Annotated in this window: 13 protein-coding genes and 1 pseudogene; 8 read left to right on the top strand and 6 right to left on the bottom strand. The window is 39.4% G+C overall.

What is annotated here, in order from left to right; genetic code table 11:
- Positions 1–252: 252 nt before the first annotated feature.
- Together MKZ26_RS06720 and MKZ26_RS06715 are read right to left on the bottom strand one after the other, a co-directional pair.
- On the bottom strand, positions 253–852 hold the full coding sequence (locus MKZ26_RS06720) for a hypothetical protein (protein ID WP_340765258.1): 600 nt from the start codon (positions 850–852) through the stop codon (positions 253–255).
- A gap of 2 nt (positions 853–854) precedes the next feature.
- Positions 855–1,100: a hypothetical protein gene (locus tag MKZ26_RS06715; protein WP_340765256.1), complete on the bottom strand. Its 246-nt coding sequence runs from the start codon at positions 1,098–1,100 to the stop codon at positions 855–857.
- Between the two features lie 539 nt (positions 1,101–1,639).
- On the opposite strand from MKZ26_RS06715, the gene MKZ26_RS06710 reads away from it, so the two are divergent.
- Both MKZ26_RS06710 and MKZ26_RS06705 read left to right on the top strand, forming a co-directional pair.
- Positions 1,640–2,551: a tetratricopeptide repeat protein gene (locus tag MKZ26_RS06710; RefSeq protein WP_340765254.1), complete on the top strand. Its 912-nt coding sequence runs from the start codon at positions 1,640–1,642 to the stop codon at positions 2,549–2,551.
- 197 nt (positions 2,552–2,748) lie between these two features.
- Positions 2,749–3,275: pseudogene (locus tag MKZ26_RS06705) on the top strand (recombinase family protein).
- 199 nt (positions 3,276–3,474) lie between these two features.
- On the opposite strand, the gene MKZ26_RS06700 reads toward MKZ26_RS06705, so the two are convergent.
- Positions 3,475–3,927 carry a hypothetical protein gene (locus MKZ26_RS06700; protein WP_340765252.1) on the bottom strand — a complete coding sequence of 151 codons (453 nt, stop codon included), beginning with the start codon at positions 3,925–3,927 and terminating at the stop codon, positions 3,475–3,477.
- Positions 3,928–4,753: 826 nt separating this feature from the next.
- Here MKZ26_RS06700 and MKZ26_RS06695 point away from each other — a divergent pair.
- On the top strand, positions 4,754–5,407 hold the full coding sequence (locus tag MKZ26_RS06695) for a DUF3888 domain-containing protein (protein ID WP_340765250.1): 654 nt from the start codon (positions 4,754–4,756) through the stop codon (positions 5,405–5,407).
- Between the two features lie 697 nt (positions 5,408–6,104).
- On the opposite strand, the gene MKZ26_RS06690 is transcribed toward MKZ26_RS06695, so the two are convergent.
- Positions 6,105–6,554 carry a universal stress protein gene (locus tag MKZ26_RS06690; protein WP_067207597.1) on the bottom strand — a complete coding sequence of 150 codons (450 nt, stop codon included), beginning with the start codon at positions 6,552–6,554 and terminating at the stop codon, positions 6,105–6,107.
- A 299-nt stretch (positions 6,555–6,853) separates the two neighbouring features.
- On the opposite strand from MKZ26_RS06690, the gene ald reads away from it, so the two are divergent.
- Positions 6,854–7,972, top strand: coding sequence for an alanine dehydrogenase (ald, locus tag MKZ26_RS06685; RefSeq protein WP_067207599.1), 1,119 nt, complete (start codon positions 6,854–6,856; stop codon positions 7,970–7,972).
- An 82-nt stretch (positions 7,973–8,054) separates the two neighbouring features.
- Here the strand turns inward: ald and MKZ26_RS06680 are convergent, their stop codons facing one another.
- Positions 8,055–9,152, bottom strand: a complete 1,098-nt coding sequence (locus MKZ26_RS06680; RefSeq protein WP_340765247.1) for a M24 family metallopeptidase — start codon at positions 9,150–9,152, stop codon at positions 8,055–8,057.
- A 105-nt stretch (positions 9,153–9,257) separates the two neighbouring features.
- Between MKZ26_RS06680 and MKZ26_RS06675 the strand changes: the two genes are divergently transcribed.
- Together MKZ26_RS06675 and MKZ26_RS06670 are read left to right on the top strand one after the other, a co-directional pair.
- Positions 9,258–9,938 (top strand): metal-dependent hydrolase, encoded by a 681-nt coding sequence (locus tag MKZ26_RS06675; RefSeq protein WP_340765245.1) that lies wholly within the window; start codon positions 9,258–9,260, stop codon positions 9,936–9,938.
- Positions 9,939–10,061: 123 nt separating this feature from the next.
- Positions 10,062–11,369: a DRTGG domain-containing protein gene (locus MKZ26_RS06670; RefSeq protein WP_067207606.1), complete on the top strand. Its 1,308-nt coding sequence runs from the start codon at positions 10,062–10,064 to the stop codon at positions 11,367–11,369.
- Between the two features lie 169 nt (positions 11,370–11,538).
- On the opposite strand, the gene MKZ26_RS06665 is transcribed toward MKZ26_RS06670, so the two are convergent.
- Positions 11,539–11,859 (bottom strand): YtpI family protein, encoded by a 321-nt coding sequence (locus MKZ26_RS06665; protein WP_340765244.1) that lies wholly within the window; start codon positions 11,857–11,859, stop codon positions 11,539–11,541.
- 92 nt (positions 11,860–11,951) lie between these two features.
- Between MKZ26_RS06665 and MKZ26_RS06660 the strand changes: the two genes are divergently transcribed.
- The gene (locus MKZ26_RS06660) at positions 11,952–12,887 is read left to right on the top strand and encodes a DHH family phosphoesterase (protein WP_187047303.1); all 936 of its coding nucleotides are present in this window, start codon (positions 11,952–11,954) and stop codon (positions 12,885–12,887) included.
- 21 nt (positions 12,888–12,908) lie between these two features.
- Entirely contained in the window at positions 12,909–15,992 is a 3,084-nt protein-coding gene (gene dnaE, locus MKZ26_RS06655; RefSeq protein ID WP_340765241.1) for a DNA polymerase III subunit alpha, read from the top strand.
- Positions 15,993–16,152 lie beyond the last annotated feature (160 nt).

The following is a 16,152-nucleotide window of genomic DNA, read 5'->3' as shown; positions in this document are numbered from 1 at the left end:
CAGAGAAAATAAAACCGTTTACTTTCAAAAGGCGCTAGTTCGTATTCGCTTCCGTTTATTCGTTAAGAACAACATTACTTTTCTTACATTATAGCTTCTATTTTGACATGAATTCTTAAAAACATTTAATTGGAAATAGAATGTGAATCTATGTATGATTTCATACGCTATAACCTTCGCTCATTATTTGAACTGTTATTTTCAATTATGTAAGACAATATAGAACTCGCTATGGGCTGCCTATAGGCTTTTTCATTTTATATACTGCTTTAAAAATGACTCAACATCTGGATAGCTTCCATTTTGTACGGTAGAGATTAATTGATCTTCGTTAACAATATAGTGCTTCATTAACTGATATAGCGCCGTTGCTAAACAAGTTTCAGCACTGATCTCTTCAACTATCGGACATGTTTTGGACTCCAATAATGCCACTAATTGAAAAAAATGTTTCGCCTCGGCTAAAGAAAACACTGTATCGGTTAATTTTCCTTCTTGCACGAGCAGCTGAAGTGCTAGATGTAAGCACCTTTTTTGTGCCTGCAATGTTACCTCATCTACAATACGGATAACAGGTGGCTCTGGGGGGCGTGGGTAAAGGAGAGTTTGATCCAAAGCCCAGACGTAATCACCCTCTCGATTATTAAAGTAGCTCGGATCTACAAACTGTATCACACCACCACAATGCGTACAAACTGCCGTATAGTTTACATGAAACACATCAATCCCTGGCTTTTCCACATTTCTGTACGTCCTATACGGAATAAATACATCTTGCTCGCAGAAAAGACAAATAAGCGGTCGGTTCAAAATAGTAATTTGACTTTCCTCACAGCTTAAATCTTCTACCATATCTAATTTACCTGTTTGTAAACGATATTCGTTTCCATACCTTCCGTTAGTTGTTTGAACTGCTGAATATTACCACAGTCTTTGCAAGTTAAAGACTGCAGTGTTAATTGCTGCTTTTGCTCTTCATCAACAAACGGTACTACATCAATATATATTTCCCGATGACTAAAAATGGCACCGTCACAGTGGGGACAGCTTAGCTGTTTACCTACAATCCTTATTTCATAATTACCACGTCTTCTGACCAATTTACGACATCCTCCCTTTTCTAAGCTTGATAAGGTTTCCATTCTGTCCTTTATTTAACTAAGTAAAACTATACCATTAATATTAAAATTAAACTGCCTCATTAATTGAAGAAGGAAATCAATCTTATTACAGTTGAAATGCTCAGCTTATCAAAGTGACATTTTTTTGAGAACAGGCAACAATCTTTTTACTTACCGTAGTATCATTGCGGTGTTTGATAACATCAAAAGCATTGAAAATAACTCAAATAATGGGTGTGGGTTTTTGTAGCCACATCGTTAAATCTTCGCATCCATCCTTATAAGAAATAGTGATGATTGTTGATGTTTTGGATGTGGTAAATGCCCCTTCCCCTTCATTGCTTAATACCATCTGATTTCAAGTGCTATTTTGCACGTATATTGTTACAAAAGTACCAATGCGGAATAAGCAATGTCAGTGCTTTTGATTTGAACTACAATATATGTAAGAATACTCGATTTTTAAAAGGGTTTTCGGCATCCAAATATTTATGAAATGGGCAGGAAAGGGGACAAATATGACATTGAATATGGAAGCACTCGTGTTGTTTGAAAATAATCAATATGATGAGGCGTTAAATTTATTTGAGGAAGCAGTGAAAGTTGAACGAACCGTGCAATCTTTGAATAATTTAGCCTGGATTTATTTATATGAAGAAGAGGATCTGCATAGGGCAAAAATAATCCTTGAGGAAGTTATTGAACAGAAACCGAAGTCGCATTTCCCGTACAACATGCTTGGCGAAATTGTGATAAAGGAAAGGCAATGGATAGAAGCAGAGGAAATATTAATGAAATCACTTGCCCTATTCCCTTCAACAGAAGCCATTCATAATCTTGCAGTCACTCATTATTATTTAGGTGGTTTCCAAAAGGCTGCTGAAGGTTTTAACAAAATCGCAAAGGACTCCGATGTGATTAGATTGTATGAAGTAATGGCGCGCGCTCAATATAAGGACGTTCCCACTGCGAAGTCAATTCTGAATCGTTGGAATGACCAGTCAGATGATTATATTGGTGCGATTGAAGCTGCAGATGCTTATGTAGAAATGGAATGTTTTGAAGAAGCTCGTCTAATGTTTGAAAAAGAATGGCATCAATATTTGGTGTCACCCTATATCATTGGTAGATATGCGTATACACTATTTCAGCTAGGCGATATTCATACATGCCTTGAAATAATCAAGCAAGCGATCCAGCTGAAAAAGGATGAAATTATAAAAGAACAACAAGAATCATGTGATGAACATTGGACAGCGACTGATAAGGCTGAGAGAATAGCAGAGCTCCAATTTGAAAAAGCAGAACTGAATCAATTATTTTTAAAAATACAATCTGGATTTCGTCCACCTTTAGATTTTGAAGTGGAGGCTACTGGAGGGTGTTATTTATTCGGTTGCCAACAACATCAGCATCTTGAATATAAATAATTCATTTAAAATCAAGCATCAGTAAAAGGGCATCGTCCACTTTGACTAATGCTTTTTCATTGGGCTATAAAAATCAATCTTTTGAATTGAAGATAGATTTTTTTGATACTATATAATGCAAAATAGCACTTGAAATAAGTGCACAATAACATCTAAAGTGACAGGTATCGGGTACAACGCAAGAATTAGAAGGACAGATTGCAGAACTAAGAGAAAAGGGTCACTGCACGATTATTTACAATGAAAAATTTACGGGAACAACAGCAGATTGAAAAGAGTTCCAAAAACGATTAACAGAAATGAAATCGGACGACACGCTAACGGTTACAAAATTGGATAGGTTTGCACGGACTGCAGAAGACGGAATTTCCCATATCAAAGAATTAATGCGGAAAGGAATCAAGGTGAATATTCTAAATATGGGCATGGTCGAGTGCACAGCAACGGGAGATTAATGCTTGCTATCTTATCTGGATTTGCAGAATTTGAACGAGACATGATTGTTGAACGTTTGGTAGAAGGGAAAGCCATTGCTAAGTTGAATCCAGACTTCAAAGAAGGACGTCCGAAGAAGTTCGCGAAGAAGCAAATTGGTCACGCCATGACGTTACTAGAAACTGAATCATTCACTGAAGTGGAAAAGGTTACGGGGATCAGCAGAAGCACGTTAACGAGAGCAAAGAGTATTCCTAAACGAGCAATAATTATACAAGATCAGATGTAAGGATAACCCGTTCGGTTGAGTGGTACAAAATACAAATTAAAGCATTTCAAAGTTTATAAACAAATCGCACCGTTTTAACAATTGAATTGATAGTCAAAATGAACACTGCTGATTAAATGGTTATTTCAAAGGTGAATGGAGATTAAAAAGAAAAAACACCACCCATGGCGACAGTGCTGATTTTTGTTCCAATACTAGCTTACTCATGCCTTTTTATAAAGTCTTCAATCCATTTGTAGTCAAACGGTCCATTTGTAATCTTATATTGGTTATTAACCAGAAGGACTACATCTTTTTCGATAAGTGAATCAATGGTAATTCGATTATCTGCATACTCAAATTTAAAAATAAATTGTTCATTGGGATATTTAGTTGAAAAATTCCTTAAACCAACTTTTTTCACTCTATATTGACTAAAAAAGTCCACTAGTTCTTGAATAGACTCTGAATCACTAATTGACCTATCGAACTCGCTAAGATTACTTTCAAACAGTAAACTTCTATAAAAAACTTCCACTATATCCCCAGCATCCATCACATCTACCAACTCTTTTTCACGATAGTCATTCCATCTCATGGTGATAAAAAGCAAAACAATGAAAAATATTATCGCTAATAAATATATATATTTATTCTTAATTGTACCATCCACCCCTCACTAACTTAACGGCTTCTCTCAATCAAAAGTCGTACTGTAATCTATTTTCCGATATTTACAAGTGTGCACTTTTAAACTATATCATAATTATCGCTTTATTTGGAATTCCCTCTTTTATAGGAGTGAGCTAAACCTAGATTTGTTTGGTATGATCATATTCCATGTGAAATAAGTTTCTCGAAAATATACATCCATTTTTTTGTTAACTACCTGTTTTCTTAAGAGAGATTATCAAACCTGAAGAATGGCATTAAAAGATTCATGTAACCCATTGAGCATATGCACTAGTAATTGAAATCCAAGAAGTGTAATGCCATCGATCCATTCCTCATTGTTTCAATAATTTAGACTTAATTCTAATTACATACCATAAAATATGTAGGAGAATTATTAAACTTCTATAATGGTATGAATTGGGATTAGTGAATAGGTGACGGTTTAATAACTACTCGAACTTGGTCAGGGCGACATGTTCTAATAGCGTGTAGGGGGAGTGATTTCCACGTTTACATCCTGCCTTTCCTAGCTAAAGGGCTGTAGCAGGCGTATCCACACGACATAATTATTCGTATTCCTCAACAAGTCATTCGCATTGGGTACATCATACTAAAGAGGCAGAAATATGAAAATAATTCTGTTGGATAGAGATTTGTAAATGGTTGCGTATTGTTTTTTCTATACTGGGAATCTTAAGCCTAAATTATCGTTTAGGGAGGTTTTAGTACTGAGAAAACTTCATTTAGTCTTTTTAATCGGAGTAATCATTTTACTTGTCCAACCACACTTGTATAAAGCAAGTCAAAATGATGTAGATAATAAATTGCTTAATGATACATTGCTAACTACTCTTGACCCATATATAGAGGAAGGAATAGTAAATTATTATGGCTATCTTAAACAGTATGGTTTGTATGATGCAAAAGTTTTAAGTATTAAGAGGAATGAAGAAGGCGGATTTAGTTTTACAGTAAAAGTACTAGTGAACACGTTTGAAAGCGCCCATAACCCTCCTTATGGTAAGGAGACGGTGACCTTCAATATAAGTCCGATGGGTGTTAAGAGGGTAAACTACTATCATGAGGGCGATGCAGAGGAAAAGAAAGTAATACAGTTTTATAAAGAGTCAATCTCAGATATAGAACAGTCTTTTCATTTGAATTTGGATAATTATTCAGAATATAGTTATGATCAACTGCTGTATAAAGCAGAAAAACACGAAGAATACAGATCACTTTCAACCATTGCCGAGGAGATAGTTACAAACATTCTAAATCCAGAGATACATCCACCCTATAAAAACGTTATTGACCCTGTAACTTTTATCAAAGGCAACGGAGGCTATATTCTCTTTAAAAGAGCTGATGGAACAAACACATTATTTACAGTGAAAAAGGACAATAAGGATTGGGTAGTTGTGAAAAGGGAAAATGAAAGGGGGAAGAAGATGAAGAATGAACTGCTTTGGTATATGTAACAGAATCGGGTATTATTGGCTTAGCGACAACACTGGCTAAGAGCGTAGCGTAGATGCATCTGTTTACATGACAGACGCTCGAAACTTGAAACAGAATTATTCGGAGCTATTTGTAGCTACGAAAACTTGGGAAAACCGCAGAATGACTGTGAAAAAATCCAGGCAGGGATACTCCCATTATCGTCGAGAACGACAAGTTTTTTTATCAGTTGGATAAATCAAAATAAGTCTTACTGCCTTGATCGTTTTGGTTTAAAACAGGGAGAATTTGCTAAGTTCGTTAGAGATTGAAAAGTTATTAGTTTAGACTATCCAGATGGCCAGATGGATCTAATTGTGTTTTTAGTATAACTGCAATCTACCACCTGGGACTCCATAATGAAGGAACGCAACCATAACCAATCCCTATAAAACTTGAGTAACCACAACCGAAATGCTTAATTAGCACAATGAACGTCTGAGAAGGTTGACATATCAAGGTTTCGATGGAGTTTGACTCCGTTAGTAATCCCAACCAATGAAGAAGTTATGATCGCACGTGATACAATGCGTGTTGCGAAGTTATAAAACATCCAATTGAGTGTTAGATAATAAAAGAGTTGCCCAGTGAAATAATGGGCAACTCTTTTTTGAAAAGATAAGAAGAAATAAGTTTTGACTTGAAATTTTGTCTAGAAGGCGCCTTGCGCTTTTCGTATTATAATGCTTCAGGTGTACGAATGACGAGGACGTCACATTTTGCAGAACGGACGATGTTTTCGGATACACTACCGATTAGGAAACGTTCGACCGCATTCAAGCCAGTTGCACCACAAATGATAAGGTCTGCATTTAGTTTTTTAGAAATATCTTTCGAAATCATTGTTTTTGGTGACCCATATTCTACTATGACATTAACGCGTTGCAAGCCAGCTTTCTCGGCTTCCAATTTATAGTCGTTTAACAATTCTTCTGCGAACTTTTGTGCTCTTTCGGCAATCGACCGATCATAAGCTTCGACCGCAGCATATGAACGTGTGTCGATGATGTTAATCAAGTTTAATGTAGCCTCGTTTCTATCGGCAATTGCCACCGCTTTTTTGAAAGCCCACTCTGATTCCTTTGACCCGTCGACAGCAACAAGAATTTGTTTGTATACTAATGTCATTTAATTTCACTCCATTCTTTAAATAGGTATACTTACTTACTTCTATAAAAAGGATGAAAAACCTTTTAATAATAAAGAATAAAGTGACGAATAGTTTTAATTTCGACAAAATCGTCACATTTACGAATTAAGGTTAAATAATTTCGCGAATAATGGGACTTTTGTGTAATAGAGTATTCTGTAAATTGATAAAATACAGCATAAATCCTTACTATCTGATAATATTAAAAATAGATTGGCATGGAGGAAAGATTTTCGAATGGCCAACTAACTAAACGTTATCTATAGGAGGAATTGCAATGATTATTGGTGTCCCAAAAGAAGTGAAAAACAACGAAAACCGTGTCGCTATGACACCTGCAGGCGTTTTTAACTTAAAGTCGGCAGGTCATGAAGTTATCATTGAAAAGGGTGCAGGTCTAGGTTCAAGTTTTACGGACGAGGATTATACTGCAGCTGGCGCTAAAATCGTTGCAACTGCAGAAGAAGCATGGAATGTAAACATGGTTATGAAAGTAAAAGAACCGGTTGCCGCTGAGTATGGTTATTTCAGTGAAGGGCTTATCTTGTTCACTTACTTACACCTTGCACCTGAAGTAGAATTAACAAAAGCACTTCTTGACAATAAAGTTGTAGGAATCGCTTACGAAACAGTACAGCTTCCAAACAACTCGTTGCCACTTCTAGCTCCTATGAGTGAAGTTGCAGGCCGCATGGCTACACAAATTGGTGCACAATACTTACAACAAACAAATGGTGGTAAAGGTATTCTATTGAGTGGCGTACCGGGCGTTTCACGTGGTCACGTAACTGTTATTGGTGGTGGGCAAGCTGGAACAAATGCTGCTCGTATTGCGGTTGGTATGGGTGCGAAAGTAACTGTTCTTGACTTGTCAGTCGATCGTCTGCGTCAATTAGACGAAATCTTCGGCAATGATATTCAGACACTTGTTTCAAATCCATTCAACATTGCTGAATCAGTAAAAAATGCGGATCTTGTTATCGGGGCGGTCTTAATCCCAGGAGCGAGAGCGCCGAAACTTGTTTCAGAAGAAATGGTTAAATCAATGAAACCTGGATCTGTTCTTGTAGACATTGCAATTGACCAAGGTGGTATTTTTGCGACATCGGATCGTGTAACGACTCATGATGAGCCAACCTATGTGAAACATGGTGTTGTTCACTATGCGGTAGCGAATATGCCAGGTGCAGTTCCACAAACTTCAACAACTGCATTAACGAACGTTACAGTTCCTTATGCACTTCAAATTGCGAATAAAGGCTACAAACAAGCTTGTTTAGACAACGTTCCTCTTCAAAAAGGCATCAACACAATGGAAGGGCATGTTACGTATAGAGCTGTAGCAGATGCTCAAGGTGTTGAGTATGTTTCCGCTGAAACACTTTTGAATCAATAATGTTTAACTTGATTCAGCAGAAGTCCCTGCTGATATAAAAAGGCTGTCCACACTTGTTAGAGTGTGGACAGCCTTTTTTCAATTATGGTTGAATAATCTGTAATTCTTTAGGGAACTTGGTTAATACTTCGACTCCATCGGCTGTAACGACAACATCATCTTCAATCCGTACACCCGTGACTGTAGGATTATAAATACCTGGCTCGATTGTGAAGACCATACCTTCTACAAGAGCAAATTCGTTTGTACCAGTCATGGATGGGAACTCGTGAACTGAAATTCCAAGTCCGTGACCGATACGGTGTGTGAAGTATTCACCGTAACCCGCTTGATCAATCACATCACGCGCAGCTTTATCAATTTCCATAGCCTTGACGCCGGGACGAACCAAATCAACAGCAGCCTGCTCCGCTTTTCTTACCGTTTCATAAATTTCACGCATTGCATCCGTTGGTTCACCGAACGCAACTGTGCGTGTAATATCTGAACAGTAGCCGTTATAAACGACGCCTAGGTCAAAGAGGATGAAGTCGCCTTGTTGGATTTTACGATCTCCAGGTGTACCGTGTGGAGATGCCGTTTTCGGGCCAGAAAGAACCATCGTATCGAACGACATTTTCTGAACTCCTTTTTTCTTCATTTCAAACTCAATTGCCATAAGAATCTCAAGTTCAGTTTTTCCTTCAGCGATTTCTCTGCAACCAACTTCAATAGCGTAATCAGCCAGTTCAGCGGCTTTACGTAAATTATTTAGTTCATCTTCGCTTTTGATGTTACGCATGCCGTTTAGCTGTTCGTCAAGGCGAACAAATTTAGCGCCAGTAAACAGTTCATTCATCCGCTCAAGACGCTCCACTGTCAAATGAGATTTCTCAATTGCGATTGAAGCAGGGAGTTCTCCACGTTTACGGACAGCCTCCATTACGATATCCCAAGCATCATCTGTATCTTCGTGACCAACAGCGTCATAGGACCAGCCCGCTGTTTTTACGTCAGGTACTTCCATCAAGGGACAAATGACAAATGGTTCTGCATCTTTAAATACCATTACGCCAAGTAGACGTTCATGCGGGTCGCTCTGGAATCCTGATACGTAAAATACGTTATCTGGTGTAGTGATAAATGCCGCGTCCAAGTTTTCTTTCTGTAAAAACTGTTGTATTTCTTTAACTTTACTCAATTCAATGACCTCCTCTAATATACTTCTATCATAACAAAAAAGAGGGTTTTCAGGTTGTATAACGAAAATTGTTTAATAAGATAAGAAAATGGAGGAGATTATTCAATGCAAATTTCATACCATGGTCATTCAATTGTGAAAATAAAAACAGGCAACTGCACAATTCTCATTGACCCATTCATTACAGGAAATAAGCTTACAGATCTTGAAGTTGGAAACGAAAAACCGGATATTATTTTACTGACGCATGGCCATAATGATCATGTTGGAGATACGGTGGCAATTGCAAAGGCGAGTGATGCACTAGTTATAGCACCAAATGAACTTGCTGTTTACTTGGGATGGCAGGGGATAAGAACACATGGCATGAATATTGGAGGTGCCTGTAAATTTGAATTTGGTACAGTAAAATATACGCAAGCATTTCATAGTTCCTCCTACACGACAGAGACCAATGAAATCATTTATACAGGTATGCCAGCGGGTATTTTAGTAATGTTGGAAGGGAAAACAATTTATCATGCTGGGGATACGGCAATTTTTAGCGATATGGAGATGATTGGTAAGCGTCATCCAATCGATGTCGCTTTTGTTCCAATAGGTGATAATTTTACAATGGGCCCTGAAGATGCTGCATGCGCAGTCAAGTTGCTCAATCCGCAACTAGCCGTACCAATTCATTTCAATACATTTCCACCGATTGAGCAGGACCCCGAAACATTCAAAGCGCTAGTGGAAGGACATGAAGTGAAAATAATGATAGCGGGAGAAGTTTTTGAATTATAAAAGAGCTATGCGAAAGTTTTTTTGAAATAGCTTATCTATTGCGTCCAGGCGCCCGGTTAGCGCTTTTCTTAAGCCTTTTGTGGTAGAATGTCCTTAAGGTCATGATAGAGAAAAGGTGAAGACATGGCGACAAAACATGAATTGATACTCCGTTATATCGAGGGGCTAGCCGTCGGTGAGAAAATTTCGGTCCGCCAAGTAGCGAAGGCGCTGTCTGTCAGCGAAGGGACTGCTTACCGAGCCATCAAAGAGGCGGAGAATCAGAAGCTCGTCAATACGATTGAACGTGTAGGAACAATCCGGATTGAAAAGAAAAAGAAAGAGAATATTGAACGACTCACATTTGCAGAGGTACTTAACATTGTCGACGGGCTAGTAATCGGTGGCCGTGGGGGATTACATAAGACGTTGACGAAATTCGTTATAGGTGCAATGCAATTAGACGACATGATGCGCTACATCGATGCGGGAAGTCTTTTGATTGTTGGAAATAGATTGAAAGCGCATGAAACTGCGCTTCTTGCAGGTGCTGCAGTGCTAGTCACTGGGGGATTTGACGCATCCGATGAAGTGAAGAAGCTAGCGGATGAATTGGAACTACCGGTTATTTCGACGAGTTACGACACATTTACCGTAGCGACGATGTTGAATAGGGCAATCTATGATCAGTTGATTGAAAAAGAAATTTTGCTGGTGGAAGATATTTTGACCCCGCTCGCTGACACAATTACACTTTCAGCAAAAGATCAGGTCACTCATTTTCATGAAGTGAACGATAGGACATCTCATACTGGTTATCCAGTTGTAGAGAAAAAGGGGAAACTTGTGGGTGTAATTACTTCGCGTGACGCGATTGGTAAAATGGATGATGAATTGATTGAAAAAGTAATGACACGTCATCCGATAACAGTTACGGGAAAAACATCTGTTGCTTCGGCTGGGCATAGTATGATTTGGGAAGGAATTGATTTGTTACCAGTTGTTTCGGATGCGGGATTGCTTGCTGGAATTATTAGTCGTCAAGATGTCTTGAAGGCGCTTCAAATGACTCAGCGTCAACCTCAGCAGGGTGAAACAATTGATGATATTGTTAAAAATCAGATGAAATCCATTCCTGAACAACCGCATACTGTCGAATTTACAGTTATCCCGCAGATGACGAATCAGTTTGGTTCTTTGTCATATGGAGCTTTGACCACCCTTTTAACTGAAGCAGGCAACAGAGCTATCAAAATGCGGAAACGCGGGGAAAGTGTCCCGGAAAATATGTCACTGTACTTCATTAAAAATGTTGAACTTGGAAGTATAGTTGTCGTTATTCCAAAGATATTACATATGAGCAGAAGGTTTGTAAAAGTCGATTTCGACATACTAACCGAAGGGGACCTAGTTGCAAAGGCCATGATTATGTATCAATTGTTTGAACGATAATTAAAGAACGCGGTCCAAGGATGCAGCATCCTGTCGTAAATTGGTCATATAAGTTGAAGTATTGAATAACTAAGCGTAGGTGCCTTTCAAGGGGGAGCCGCAGCAGATTCAATGGAATTCTCTATTTTTTTAACGTATAAAGACAAAAAAACTGATGCACATTTGCGCATCAGTTGTCGTTCAACGTTGTTTCTTCATCTACAAAGCTTCTGTAATGTTTATAGGCCTTGAAATTAAAAATACCTACGTAAGCTCCAAATAGGATAAATAAGGCTGCGATAACATATGTTGTGATGCCGTCAAAAAGCATCAGCTGATTGAATCCGAAAAACAACAGCAAACCGCCGAGCGAGGCGCCAGACATACTAGCATACATTTTCTTGCGAATTGGAAATAGTGATCTTGTGCGGAACTGCCGAGTCTTAAAGTAAAAGTAGAAGACCGCAGAAGCGATGATGAAAAATACGAAAATGAAATTTATCGTTAACATGAAAGCCCTCCATTACATACAAACTTCTTACATTGTAGCGGCTTTTGGAGCAGAATGCGAACTGAATATATCGAAGCTTGGGGGAATCGGATATGAAAAGACAAATCATCGACACAATTGAAAAGTACGATAAAATCATTATTCATCGTCATGTGAGACCAGATCCTGATGCATACGGATCACAATCAGGACTGAAGGAATTGATAAAAGCAAACTATCCTAATAAGCAAGTGTTTGCAGTTGGCCAACACGAAGAATCACTTACCTATCTCGCGCAACAAGATCACGTCGAGCGGTCGTTTTATGAAGGAGCTCTTGTGATTGTCACTGATACAGGAAACACGGGTCGAATTGACAGCGAGTTTTATACAGAAGGTGCTGTACTTATGAAAATTGATCATCATCCCGATGCAGACCCATACGGCGATATCAAATGGGTTAACACCTCCGCAAGCTCGACATCTGAAATGATCTACTCGTTGTATGAAGAAGGCAAACAGTTTTATGGGTGGAAAATGACCACTGATGTGGCTAGGTTGCTATTCGCGGGAATTGTCGGAGATACAGGACGTTTTCTGTTTCCAAGTACAACAACAACAACTTTTGAAGCAGTAAGTGAGCTTATCAAATTTGATTTTGATCGCCCGGAATTATTTGCGGGAATGTACGAAGTTAAGCGTGAATTGCTACATTTAAAAGGATATATGTATCAAAACTTTACCATGGATGAAAATGGAGCCGCATTTGTTAAAATAGATAAAGCGACACTTAAACAATTTGGCGTAACTGCATCTGATACATCTCAACTCGTTGGGGCGTTAGGTGACGTGCAAGGGATTTGTGCATGGATCATATTCATAGAAGAAGAGGATCAAATTCGCGTTCGACTACGCTCAAAAGGTCCTGTCATTAATACATTAGCTGCCCAATACGGTGGCGGTGGACATCCTCTTGCCTCGGGTGCTTCTGTTCATTCATGGGAAGAAGTAGACGAAGTCATCGCGAAGTTAAAACAATTATGTGTATAAAAAACAGGCGGAGGGATTGCATTGACACTTGTCTATCCGCAAGTAGTAACTGGCGCCGATCTTCTGCGTGGAATTAATAAACTAGATTATTTAGCCCCGCTTCTGAAAAGGAGAGGGGCTAAAGCCGTCGCGATCGTTAACTCGAAGTTGTACGGTATTCGGTCATTTTATAAGGTGATGAAAAAATACGGAATTCGTCCGGTTATAGGATTATCTATCTTTTTAGAAATTGAAGAAGGGGTAGTTGCTCTTCTTTACGTTTACGCAAAAGATGATGAAGGTTATCGAAATTTGTTGAAGATGAGCAGTGCCGTTTCCGTAAGAGAGTCTGAAACACTGCCGCTACAATGGTTGAAAGCATACAGCAAAGGCTGTATCATCGTTTGTCCGTTGACGGATATATCCTGGGGGCCTTCACTATCACATAACGAAGAAGTGTTCCAGCGCGTCATAAAGGATTGCGACAAGTCATCGATATTCATTGGTGTTGCTAGGACAGAAGGCGTCAGACATCCTGATGAAGAATTAATTGAGAAAATTGCAGATGTAACCAATACGCCTATCGTTGCGGTTTATGAAAGCCGGTACACCGACAAGGGGGATGCATTCGCTTATGAAGTTGCGGAAGCAATTCGGACAGGATTCAAGCTGAATGACCCTGCTAGGCCTGAAAACCGTCACAAGGCAGCATATCTACCAGAAGAAGCTGAGCTTGCTGAATGGTTCTCAGACAGACCAGAGTGGCTTACAAATACGTCAAGTATCCTCTTGGCGTGTGATGCAGAATTGCCTCCTAGTCAATCGCTTATGCCTGTGTTTCCAGTTCCGGCGGGAGAAACGGCGACAAGTTTGTTGGAGCAAAATGGAATGACGGGTTTGCAAAAACGACTAGGCAAAGTGGATGAGGCATATGAAAAACGACTCCGTTATGAAATTAGTGTAATTAGTGAAATGGGCTTTGCCGATTACTTCCTGATTGTCGAAGATTTTATGCGTTACGCTAAAGAAAATGCTATCTTGACGGGTCCAGGGCGGGGGTCTTCGGCCGGATCGCTCGTTGCTTATGCGCTTGGCATCACAGATGTTGATCCGATTAAATATAGGCTCATTTTTGAACGATTTCTAAATCCGGGCCGGGTAACAATGCCGGACATTGATATTGACTTTGCGGATAATCGACGTGCGGAAGTAATTGACTATGTTGCACAGAAATACGGGAAGACAAATGTCGCGCAAATCATTACGTTTGGCACGCTTTCTGCCAGATCGGTTGCTCGAAATGTGGCACGTGTGTTTGACTTTTCAAATGAAGAAATGGCTTATTTATCGAAGGAAATTCCTAATAGACATGGAATTACGCTTGAAGCGGCAGTTGCAGAATCGAAGGCGCTGCAAGATTGGATCGCAATTGACCCGCTACGAAATGATTGGTTGAAAGCAGCAATTCGTCTTGAAGGATTACCCCGTAACGCATCTACACATGCTGCTGGTGTGATTTTATCGCCTGTCCCGCTTGTTGAGGTGGTACCGCTTCAAAGTGGTGCGGATGGAATTTATCTTACCCAATGGCCGATGGGAGATGTTGAAGAACAAGGTTTATTGAAAATGGACTTCTTAGGTCTGCGTAATTTAACTTTATTAGACCGTATCAGATCAATGATTACTTATGACAGAGGAATTCGCTTGGATTTTGAAAAGATTCCCCTAAACGATGAAAAAACCTTTGAGCTTTTTAGGGCGGGAGATATGACAGGGATCTTTCAGTTTGAATCGGATGGAATGAGAGATGCCCTTCGTTTGATTCGACCGAATAAATTTGAAGATATCTTTGCAATTAATGCACTTTATAGACCAGGACCGATGGACAATATTCCATTGTATAGCAGGCGTAAAAATGATAATGAAAAAATAACGTATATTCATCCGCAACTTGAATCTGTTTTGAAAGAAACCTATGGAGTTATCGTCTATCAAGAACAAATCATGGAAATCGCAGTCCGCGTGGCAGGATTTACGATGGGTGAAGCGGATTTGTTAAGGCGTGCTGTAAGTAAGAAAAATCGGGAGAATCTAGAAAAGGAACGAACTCATTTCACGCAAAAAGCTCTTGAAAATGGTTTTCCGGAAAATTCCGCTGTTGCAATTTATGATCTTATTGTAAAGTTTGCGGACTACGGATTTCCGAAAAGCCATGCTGTTGCCTATTCCCTTATCTCGTACCGGCTTGCTTATTTAAAAGCGAATGAACCCGCTTATTTTTATGCTGCACTCCTTTCATCAATGACTGGAAATAATGACAAGGCAATGGAGTTAATGCGCGAATCTGAGGCGGCGGGCGTTAAGATTTTACCGCCATCTATTAAGCACAGTAAATATATGTATACAGTTGAAAAAGGCTCAATTCGGATTGGACTTGGCGCTATCAAAGGTGTGACGCCTACATTTTACGATGCTATAAAGCGTGCAAGGAAGTCTGGTGGTAATTGGAAGACATTATTTGATATGGCAGCATCAGTCGGTGGGGATGTATTTACTGAGAAGGCGATTCGGCCACTTGTAAAAGCAGGGGCACTCGATGAGTTTGGAGAATCACGGGCTATTTTGATCGCTTCAATTGACGCGGCGATATCTCATGCATTGTTCATCCGCCCTGATGATGGCGATGATTTATTAAGTGAAGTGCTTCGTTCGGTGGCGAGCCCAAAATATTCTCCGGGTGGCACACTGCCCCGCATGACGCTACTCGAATATGAAAGAGAAGTACTTGGCTTCTATCTTTCAGAACACCCTGCAGCAGAAGTGAAAAAAGCGGCAGGTGGTGGATTCCATACCATTACTTCAATTGATGGAATTCCAGACCGCGCATATGTGAAAATGGTGGGTCTGATTACTGAGATAAAACGAATAAGAACAAAAAAAGGGGAATCTATGGCATTTGTTACGATTCAAGATGAGACGGGACAAATTTCTTGTACATTATTCCCGAAACAGTATATGATTTCAGAAAGTCAGCTTACTGAAATGGCGATAATTCATGTAGAAGGAACTGTCGAACGTCGTAGAGGGAAGCCACAAATACTTGTTCAACAAACGAAAGGCAGTTAAGAGGCATGCTGATATAACAGGCATGTCTCTTAATCGTTGCATAAAAGTATGTGTTGTGTATTACGGTTTGATTCGATTTCCATCTTTCACTTTACGTTCAGCATCGTTTTCTGTATGCTAAAGGCAGGAGTGGTCAGACCACTTATCATCATGTCTATTT

Source organism: Sporosarcina sp. FSL K6-6792, from assembly GCF_038004885.1.
Taxonomy (GTDB): Bacteria; Bacillota; Bacilli; order Bacillales_A; family Planococcaceae; genus Sporosarcina; species Sporosarcina psychrophila.
Note: the sequence above shows the minus strand (reverse complement) of the source record. Positions and strands in the feature narration are given on the sequence as shown.

Coding starts and splice junctions, on each gene's coding strand:
- MKZ26_RS06660 (WP_187047303.1), top strand. CDS start 11,952: ATGAAAAGACAAATCATCGACACAATTGAAAAGTACGATAAAATCATT.
- MKZ26_RS06665 (WP_340765244.1), bottom strand. CDS start 11,859: ATGTTAACGATAAATTTCATTTTCGTATTTTTCATCATCGCTTCTGCG.
- MKZ26_RS06710 (WP_340765254.1), top strand. CDS start 1,640: ATGACATTGAATATGGAAGCACTCGTGTTGTTTGAAAATAATCAATAT.
- MKZ26_RS06720 (WP_340765258.1), bottom strand. CDS start 852: ATGGTAGAAGATTTAAGCTGTGAGGAAAGTCAAATTACTATTTTGAAC.
- MKZ26_RS06675 (WP_340765245.1), top strand. CDS start 9,258: ATGCAAATTTCATACCATGGTCATTCAATTGTGAAAATAAAAACAGGC.
- MKZ26_RS06690 (WP_067207597.1), bottom strand. CDS start 6,554: ATGACATTAGTATACAAACAAATTCTTGTTGCTGTCGACGGGTCAAAG.
- ald (WP_067207599.1), top strand. CDS start 6,854: ATGATTATTGGTGTCCCAAAAGAAGTGAAAAACAACGAAAACCGTGTC.
- MKZ26_RS06670 (WP_067207606.1), top strand. CDS start 10,062: ATGGCGACAAAACATGAATTGATACTCCGTTATATCGAGGGGCTAGCC.